Origin of the sequence: Pseudomonas sp. yb_2, from assembly GCF_043103905.1 — a bacterium.
GTDB classification, from domain to species: domain Bacteria; phylum Pseudomonadota; class Gammaproteobacteria; order Pseudomonadales; family Pseudomonadaceae; genus Aquipseudomonas; species Aquipseudomonas alloputida.
Genome location: NZ_JBICKH010000016.1, coordinates 1 through 7220 on the forward strand (window position 1 = coordinate 1; position 7220 = coordinate 7220).

The 7220-nt window shown below is 64.8% G+C and carries 7 protein-coding genes; 4 read left to right on the plus strand and 3 right to left on the minus strand.

The window, feature by feature from the left end:
* Nucleotides 1–39: 39 nt before the first annotated feature.
* A complete protein-coding gene (locus ACF8FB_RS03495) occupies nt 40–798 on the minus strand; it encodes a DUF2076 domain-containing protein (RefSeq protein WP_104962605.1) in 759 nt (252 codons plus the stop codon).
* 167 nt (nt 799–965) lie between these two features.
* Here ACF8FB_RS03495 and ACF8FB_RS03500 point away from each other — a divergent pair, with 167 nt between their 5' ends.
* Nucleotides 966–1622, plus strand: coding sequence for a YciC family protein (locus ACF8FB_RS03500; RefSeq protein WP_010955396.1), 657 nt, complete (start codon nt 966–968; stop codon nt 1620–1622).
* Between the two features lie 85 nt (nt 1623–1707).
* Nucleotides 1708–2226: a hypothetical protein gene (locus tag ACF8FB_RS03505; protein WP_392510552.1), complete on the plus strand. Its 519-nt coding sequence runs from the start codon at nt 1708–1710 to the stop codon at nt 2224–2226.
* Nucleotides 2227–2295: 69 nt separating this feature from the next.
* Here the strand turns inward: ACF8FB_RS03505 and hrpB are convergent, their stop codons facing one another.
* On the minus strand, nt 2296–4824 hold the full coding sequence (gene hrpB / locus ACF8FB_RS03510; RefSeq protein ID WP_392510553.1) for an ATP-dependent helicase HrpB: 2529 nt from the start codon (nt 4822–4824) through the stop codon (nt 2296–2298).
* Between the two features lie 116 nt (nt 4825–4940).
* On the opposite strand from hrpB, the gene ACF8FB_RS03515 reads away from it, so the two are divergent.
* Together ACF8FB_RS03515 and ACF8FB_RS03520 are read left to right on the plus strand one after the other, a co-directional pair.
* Entirely contained in the window at nt 4941–5360 is a 420-nt protein-coding gene (locus tag ACF8FB_RS03515; protein ID WP_014592516.1) for a hypothetical protein, read from the plus strand.
* A gap of 22 nt (nt 5361–5382) precedes the next feature.
* Nucleotides 5383–6255, plus strand: coding sequence for a cation diffusion facilitator family transporter (locus tag ACF8FB_RS03520; RefSeq protein ID WP_392511041.1), 873 nt, complete (start codon nt 5383–5385; stop codon nt 6253–6255).
* Between the two features lie 27 nt (nt 6256–6282).
* Here ACF8FB_RS03520 and ACF8FB_RS03525 read toward each other — a convergent pair whose 3' ends face one another.
* On the minus strand, nt 6283–7119 hold the full coding sequence (locus ACF8FB_RS03525; RefSeq protein ID WP_392510554.1) for a DUF6515 family protein: 837 nt from the start codon (nt 7117–7119) through the stop codon (nt 6283–6285).
* Nucleotides 7120–7220 lie beyond the last annotated feature (101 nt).

The window sequence follows — 7220 nt, forward strand, 5'->3', positions numbered from 1 at the left end:
CAAAGCGCCCCCGGAAATGCCAGCAGTATGCCAGACCTGTCAGACGTAAGAATCGTCGTCCGAGAAGAACCCGCCGTCATCGCTGCCAAAACCACCGTCGGCGTATCCACCCTGGTCACTGCCCCAGCCACCGTTGTCAGCCACTTGCTGCTGCCCGCCCTGGTCGTTCCAGCCGCCACTGTCGCTGGCTGGCGCCGGCTCTTCCTTGATGACCTCGACCACTTCTTCCGGTTGCGAGTTGTGGTTGAACAGGCTGCTGATACCCTGCGCCAGCAGCACACCACCGGCCACACCGGCGGCGGTCTGCATGGCCCCGCCAAGGAAGCTGCTGGCCCCACTGCGCGCAGGCGCGGCGCCATAGCCAGGCTGCGGCGCCTGAGGCTGGGCGAAACCAGGTGCCGACGGCTCGCGCCAGCCACCACCGGACGCTACAGGGGGCGCCGAAGGACGCTGTGGCTGCACCGCCGGGGCTGCGTTGCGCCCACCCGAACCAAAGATGCTGGACAAGAAGCCACCCCCGCCATTGCTCGGCGCACTGCTGGCGGCTTGTGCCGCCTGAGCCTGGGCACGGGCCTGCTGCAGCTCGGCTTGCAGCTGCTTGTTCTGTTCGTCGAGGCGCTTGATCGCGGCCTCCTGTACCAAAATCGCCTGGGCCATGTAGTAAGGCGCCGCCGGTTGCTGACGCACGTGCTGCTCGATGCACGCCTGGGCTTGCGCGTCACGCGGCTGGCTTGGGTCTTCGGCTTGCTTGAGGCGGCCGAACAGGCCGTCGATCAGGGTTTGTTCTTCAGTGTTCATGGGGCGACCTCGTGGGGTAGCGGGACATCGGACAGCGTCAAAGATGGGGCGTACAGGCGCGGGATTCAATCACTGCTGCGGTGAAACTTTTTTCAGCAAGTGACAGCTCCAGGCCCGCTTTGGGCTAAAGTTAGGCCCCTGTTTTTACTGCCATGCGATGTTGACTGATGAATCCGCTGAGCGTTCTGCGCGACTCCCTGTACTTCTTCCGCCGTCACCTGCCAAACATCCTCCAGCTGTGCCTGCCGTTGGTGGTGGTGGAAGCCCTGCTCACCCAATTGCTGGACCGGCAGCTGGGCGACCAGGCATCACCGGCCTACGGCATGCTGGTCAGCCTGTTGTTCTACCCGCTGTACAGCGCAGCCCTGATCCTGTACCTGGACACACGCAGCAACGGCCAGGAAATCGCCAAGCGCGACCTGTTCGCCCGCGCCCTTCAACTGTGGCCGCAACTGGCCCTGCTGATCCTGATCAGCTCGCTACTGATCATGGCCGGCCTGGCGCTGTTCATCTTCCCGGGGGTGTGGATCATGATCAACCTGGTGTTCGCCGAGTACCTGCTGGTGCTGCGCGGCCGGCCGGTGGTGCAGGCGATGCGCGAAAGCGCAAGCATGACCACCGGGCATTTCATGCGCATCATGATCTGCGTGTTAGGCGTGCTGGCACCGATATGGCTGATCGACGGGCTGCTGTTGATGGCCTTCCCCGAGCCATCACCCGGGATGGAACTGGCCATGGACAGCCTCAGCGGCTTCCTGCAGCTGTTCAGCACCGTGGTGCTGTACCGCCTGTTCATGTTGCTGGAAGGTGAAGCCAGCACCTGAGGCCACCGGGGAATGTTTTCGATCTGCCGGCTGCCCAGCCTTGGCGCCAGAGTGCACACCCTCAACGCCATTCAAGGAGTGCACCATGAACGAAACCATCAAGGCAGGGTACGCCCGGTCATTTCGCGGCCAACTGTACATGCGCGCCGTCGACCGAGACATCCCGCTGCGCCTCAGCCGCAGTACAGACAAATTCGGCTGGGGCATTAGCCCCGAGGATGACTGGTTGCAGGCGGGAGGTAGGCAGGAGTCGCCGGTGATGGACTTTCATTACCACTCGCGGACCAACGATCGCCTGCACTACCGCATCAGCATGCCAGGGCGCCCGGAGACCAAGAAGCTAGGATTCAGCCGCAATGGCTATCTGGGCTTCTACTGGCATGCAGACGTTAGCGAATACTGGAAAATCGAGCCGCTGGCGCTGACAGATGAAGGACTTGTCTGCCATCTGCGCGACCAGCGGGGCTACAGGGTCGGCGCCCTCACGGATACGCCGCACAGGAGTGGGGAGTGGGTAGCCTGGCTCAACGTTGAGGAAGGCGAAGTGATCACGTTCCTATTGAGGCAGGCAGATCGAGCTTCACTGGCCGGGGCAATACGATGAATGGCACGACCACTGACACGTCGTGGCCAGCGCATGATTTTTTCGGCCTGCCGCACTCGGTGGTGTGCATCAGCTCCCTCTCGGCTTGGCCCTGGCGGTAGCCTCGGCCACCAGAGGGTCGTCCGGCCAGTAGTGCTTCGGATATCGCCCTTTCAGGTCTTTCTTCACCTCGGCATAGGTCGTGCGCCAGAAACTGGCCAGGTCCTGGGTCACCTGCACCGGCCGACGCGCCGGTGACAGCAGGTGCAGCTTGACCTGCTGCCGGCCATTGGCGATGCGCGGGGTGTCGGCAAGGCCGAACAGTTCTTGCAGACGCACGGCAAGAATCGGCGGGGTTTCGCTGTAATCCAGGCGGATGTTCGAGCCGGACGGCACGGCCAAATGCGCCGGGGCCTGTTCTTCCAGGCGTTGCGGCAGCGGCCAGGGCAGCAGGTTGCGCAGCATCGACGGCAAGTCCAGCGCGGCAAAGTGGCTGAGGCGCGATACTTTGCTCAGGTAAGGCTGTAACCAGTCTTCCAGGCTGGCCAGCAGGGCTTCGTCCCCCAGGTCAGGCCATTCGCTGTGGCCATCCTTCTGCAGGTCGAGCTGACGCAGCAGCGCCACACGTGCCTGCCATTGCCGCAGTTCCGGCGTCCAGGTCAGCAGGTTCAAACCTTTGCGCCGGACCAGGCCAAGCAGCGCCCGGGTCCTGGCTTCATCATCCAGCCCAGGCAGCGGCTCGCGGCTGAGGACCAGTTCGCCAACCTTCACCTGACGCTCGGCGCGCAACACCTGCTCGCGCTCGTCCCAATCGAGGATATCGACCCGCTCGACCTGCTCGGCCAGTACCCCCTCAAGCAACGCCGGATCGAATTCGGCTGCCAGATAGATCCGCTCCTCACGCTGCCCCTGGCGGCTACCCAGGTCGGCGATCACCAGCCATGGGCACTTCATCAATGCATCGACTTCGCCAAACAGGGCCGCACGGCCGTTGGCCAGCCGATACTCCGCCCCACCCGCCCGGCGCTGCTGGGCGACCCGGTCAGGGTAGGCCAGCGCCAGCAGGGCGCCCAGCCAGCGTGGGTGGTCCGGGTCGGCGACCGGCGCACCGACCTTGCCACGCAACAGGCCACGGTATTGCCGGGCCAGCTGACGAGCACGCTGCACACCACCCTGGCCGCCACGCGCTGCCTTGCTCTCACCGCTGACCAGCGCAAGCCGGCTGTGCAAGTCGGCACCACCGCCACGCTGGATGTCCCGCTCCCCCAGCAGTGCAGCCACATCGCAGGCCATCTGTGCCAGGCCCAGATCCTGACCCCGCAGCAACAAGTGCGCGATGCGTGGGTGAGCCGGCAGTTCGGCCATGGCCTGGCCATGTTCGCTGAGGGTGTCGCGGCTGCCCGGCCGGAAGGCGCTGAGTCGCGCCAACAGGTCCTGTGCCTGGGCGTACGCTGCAACTGGCGGCTGGTCGAGCCAGCGCAACTGCTCGGGGGTTACACCCCAGCGCGCCAACTGCAGGGCCAGCCCGGCCAGGTCGGCCTGGAGAATCTCGGCACTGCCATGGGCGGCCAGCTGGTCATGCTGGGCCTCGGACCAAAGGCGGTAGCACACGCCGGGTTCCAGGCGGCCAGCACGCCCAGCGCGCTGGGTGGCACTGGCGCGGGAAATGCGCTGGGTGTCCAGGCGGGTCATGCCGCTGCCGGGGTCGAAGCGCGGCACTCGGGCCAGGCCTGCGTCGATCACCACGCGCACGCCATCGATGGTCAGGCTGGTTTCGGCGATGTTGGTGGCCAGCACCACCTTGCGCAGGCCCTTGGCCGGCGGGTCGATAGCGGCGCGCTGGGCATTGAGGTCGAGCTCGCCATGCAGCGGGCACAGCAGAATCTCGGGTCGCGCCCCCAGGGCGTCCTGAAGGCTTTGGTGAACCCGGCGGATCTCGGCTTGCCCAGGCAGGAACACCAGCACGCTGCCGGCCTGGTCAGCCAGCGCATGCAGCACGCTGTCCACCACCCGTGGCTCGATGAATTCGCCTGGCTGAAACGGCCGCCCCCAGCGGATATCCACCGGATGCATGCGGCCTTCGCTGCTGACCACCGGGGCATCGTCCAGCAACCGCGACAGGCGTTCGCCTTCCAGGGTCGCGGACATCAGCAGAATCTTCAGTGGCGGGTCGTCACGCAGCAACTCGCGGCCGTTAAGGCTCAGCGCAAGTGCGAGATCGGCATCCAGGCTGCGCTCGTGAAATTCGTCGAAGATCAGCAGGCCCACACCTTCCAGCGCCGGGTCGGCTTGCAGGCGGCGTGTGAGGATGCCTTCGGTCACCACTTCAATACGGGTTTTCGGGCCGACCTTGCTGTCCAGACGGATGCGGTAACCCACCGTTTCCCCAACCTGCTCACCCAGCTCACTGGCCAGCCGTTCGGCCGCTGCCCGCGCAGCCAGGCGCCGTGGCTCGAGCATGAGGATGCTCTGCCCGGCCAGCCACGGTTCGTGCAGCAGCGCCAGTGGCACGCGGGTGGTCTTGCCAGCGCCAGGCGGCGCTTCAAGCACCACTTCGTCACGGTTTTCCAGAGCCTGGCGCAGGGCGGGCAAGGCAGCATCAATGGGTAATGAAATCATGGTGGTCCTCGAGCAGTCTCGCGAGTATAACGGCGAACCCAGCCTGCTCTATCATGGTCTTAACATCAGGTGCAGGCGCTTCGCTTGTCCTGCTGAACACCTTCTCGGAGATTTACATGCGCATCTCGACCCGCGTCATCGGTGGCGCCCTCATCGCCACCCTGCTGACTCAACTGACGGCCTGCGGCACCATTTTCTACCCGGACCGGCGCGGCCAGATCGGCGGCAAGATCGACCCTGTGGTTGCTGCAATGGATGCCATCGGTATCCTGTTCTACGTGATCCCGGGGCTCATTGCCTTCGGCATCGACTTTGCCACCGGCGCCATTTACTACCCAGGTGGCCGCACTGCCCAGGTTGACCCGGCCAAACTGCAGGAAGCCGTCAGCCCCGATGGCAAGGTCGACAACCTGAAGTTGCAGGCCATTCTGGAAAGCGAACTGGGCCAGCGCCTGCCGCTGAACGACCCACGGCTGATCCAGCACCGCGGCAGCATCGAACAACTGGCCAGCCTGGGCCTGGTCCCGGCAGCCTGAGCCACAAGGACACTGACCACGGATGATCACTACCCCGGCTGAACACCAGCGCCTGCTCCGCCTTGCCACGTGCGCATCACTGGCGGTGGCCGGCATCCTGGTGCTGAGCAAGGCGCTGGCCTGGTGGCTGAGCGGGTCGGTGAGCCTGCTGGCCGGGCTGACCGACTCGGCACTGGACGCCGTGGCCTCGTTCCTCAACCTGCTGGCGGTGCACTACGCCCTGCGCCCGGCCGACGACGATCACCGGTTCGGCCATGGCAAGGCCGAGGCCTTGGCCGGTATGGCTCAGGCGCTGTTCATCGGTGGCAGTGCGGTGCTGATCGGGGTGCAGGCGGTCGAGCGTCTGTACACCCCGCAACCGCTGGGTGATACCTCCATCGGTATCGCGGTGATGCTGCTGTCGCTGGTGCTGACGGTCGCCCTGCTGGCGCTGCAGTACAAGGTCATCCGGCTCACCGGCTCCACTGCGGTACGGGCAGATTCCCTGCACTACCGTTCTGACTTGTTGCTCAACGGCAGCATTCTGCTGGCCCTGTTGCTGACGCGTTTTGGCTGGCCGCAGCTGGATGCGCTGTTCGGCCTGGGCATCGCCTTTTACATCCTCTGGAGTGCGTTGCAGATTGCCCGCGAAAGTACGGCCATCCTGATGGACAAGGCCTTACCCGGCGATGTTGGCGAGGACATGACCGCGCTGGTGCTGGCCGTTGCAGGCGTGAAAGGCGTGCATGACCTGCGCACGCGCGTGTCGGGCAACCAGTGGTTTGTGCAACTGCACCTGGAACTGCCGGGGCAACTGCCGCTGCATGAGGCGCATAGCTTGTGCGTGGAGGCCTCGCGGGTGATCCGCCAGCGTTACCCACAGGCAGACGTGATGGTGCACGCCGACCCGGTATGAGGTAATTAATCCCTACCCCTGCAGGGTTCAGTTGATGCTGTAACCCCGACCACTGAAACAGGCCCCCAGCGCCCGCTGATAGTGGCTGAGCACAGTGGCCGCCGGTGCGTATGTCGCCGTCGCCGGGTCGAAGCCCGACTGGCTCACTGCCCAGCGATGGCACTGGTAGCGGTCCTGCTCCTGCTGTTCCTGACCCTGGCCATACATCGGATAAGCCACCACGTCATACCCGCCATTTGCCGGGGCCACCGGCACGGGCGACGGCACGCCGACCGGCGGGTTGACCACCACATATTCCTGGCTGTCTGCCAGGTACTGGTAATAGGTATCGGCCACCAGAAAGAACAGCGCACCACCCAACCACACTTCCCGCGCGTAAGGCGGCAGATAACTGACCCGCACGCCGTACGGCGGGGTCACCACGATGTAACGGCCCCCGTGCGGGCGGTACCAGTAACCCCCGGAGTAGAAATAGTCAGCGCCCCGGTAGGGTACTTTCCAGTAGCGGTCAGGAAAATGATCCACCGTGTGCCCTGGGCGATACTGCGGCCCAGGCCCCCAGCCATTGCCATGGCCATCCGGGCGCCCCTGCCAGTCGCCACCGGGCCGTTGCCCCGGGCCACCGGTTTGCCAGTGGTGATCATCACCGTGGCGGCGGGGGATGTCCTGGTAATACCCCTGGCGCGGCGGTTGGGTCTGGCGCACTTCGTCGCGCGAGTTGAGCGAGCGCCCCGGTCCACTCTCACCTTGCACCTGCTGGCCACGTTCACCGTGCCCCTCGCCGGGCCCTTCAGCCAAGGCCCCAAGGCTGATGCTCAAACCCAGTAAACCAACACCTGCCAACTGCCAGATGCGCGACGTCATGGTGTTCCTCTCGGTAGAAAAAACTGCAACCAACGCCAGTCTACCGTGCCCACCACACAGGCCAATTAAAATTCCCGACATGAAAAAAGGGAGACCACAGG

What these genes read in the sequence shown, in the direction of transcription:
- ACF8FB_RS03495 (WP_104962605.1), bottom strand. Translation starts at nt 798, where the DNA reads ATGAACACTGAAGAACAAACCCTGATCGACGGCCTGTTCGGCCGCCTC.
- ACF8FB_RS03525 (WP_392510554.1), bottom strand. Translation starts at nt 7,119, where the DNA reads ATGACGTCGCGCATCTGGCAGTTGGCAGGTGTTGGTTTACTGGGTTTG.
- ACF8FB_RS03515 (WP_014592516.1), top strand. Translation starts at nt 4,941, where the DNA reads ATGCGCATCTCGACCCGCGTCATCGGTGGCGCCCTCATCGCCACCCTG.
- ACF8FB_RS03505 (WP_392510552.1), top strand. Translation starts at nt 1,708, where the DNA reads ATGAACGAAACCATCAAGGCAGGGTACGCCCGGTCATTTCGCGGCCAA.
- ACF8FB_RS03500 (WP_010955396.1), top strand. Translation starts at nt 966, where the DNA reads ATGAATCCGCTGAGCGTTCTGCGCGACTCCCTGTACTTCTTCCGCCGT.
- hrpB (WP_392510553.1), bottom strand. Translation starts at nt 4,824, where the DNA reads ATGATTTCATTACCCATTGATGCTGCCTTGCCCGCCCTGCGCCAGGCT.
- ACF8FB_RS03520 (WP_392511041.1), top strand. Translation starts at nt 5,383, where the DNA reads ATGATCACTACCCCGGCTGAACACCAGCGCCTGCTCCGCCTTGCCACG.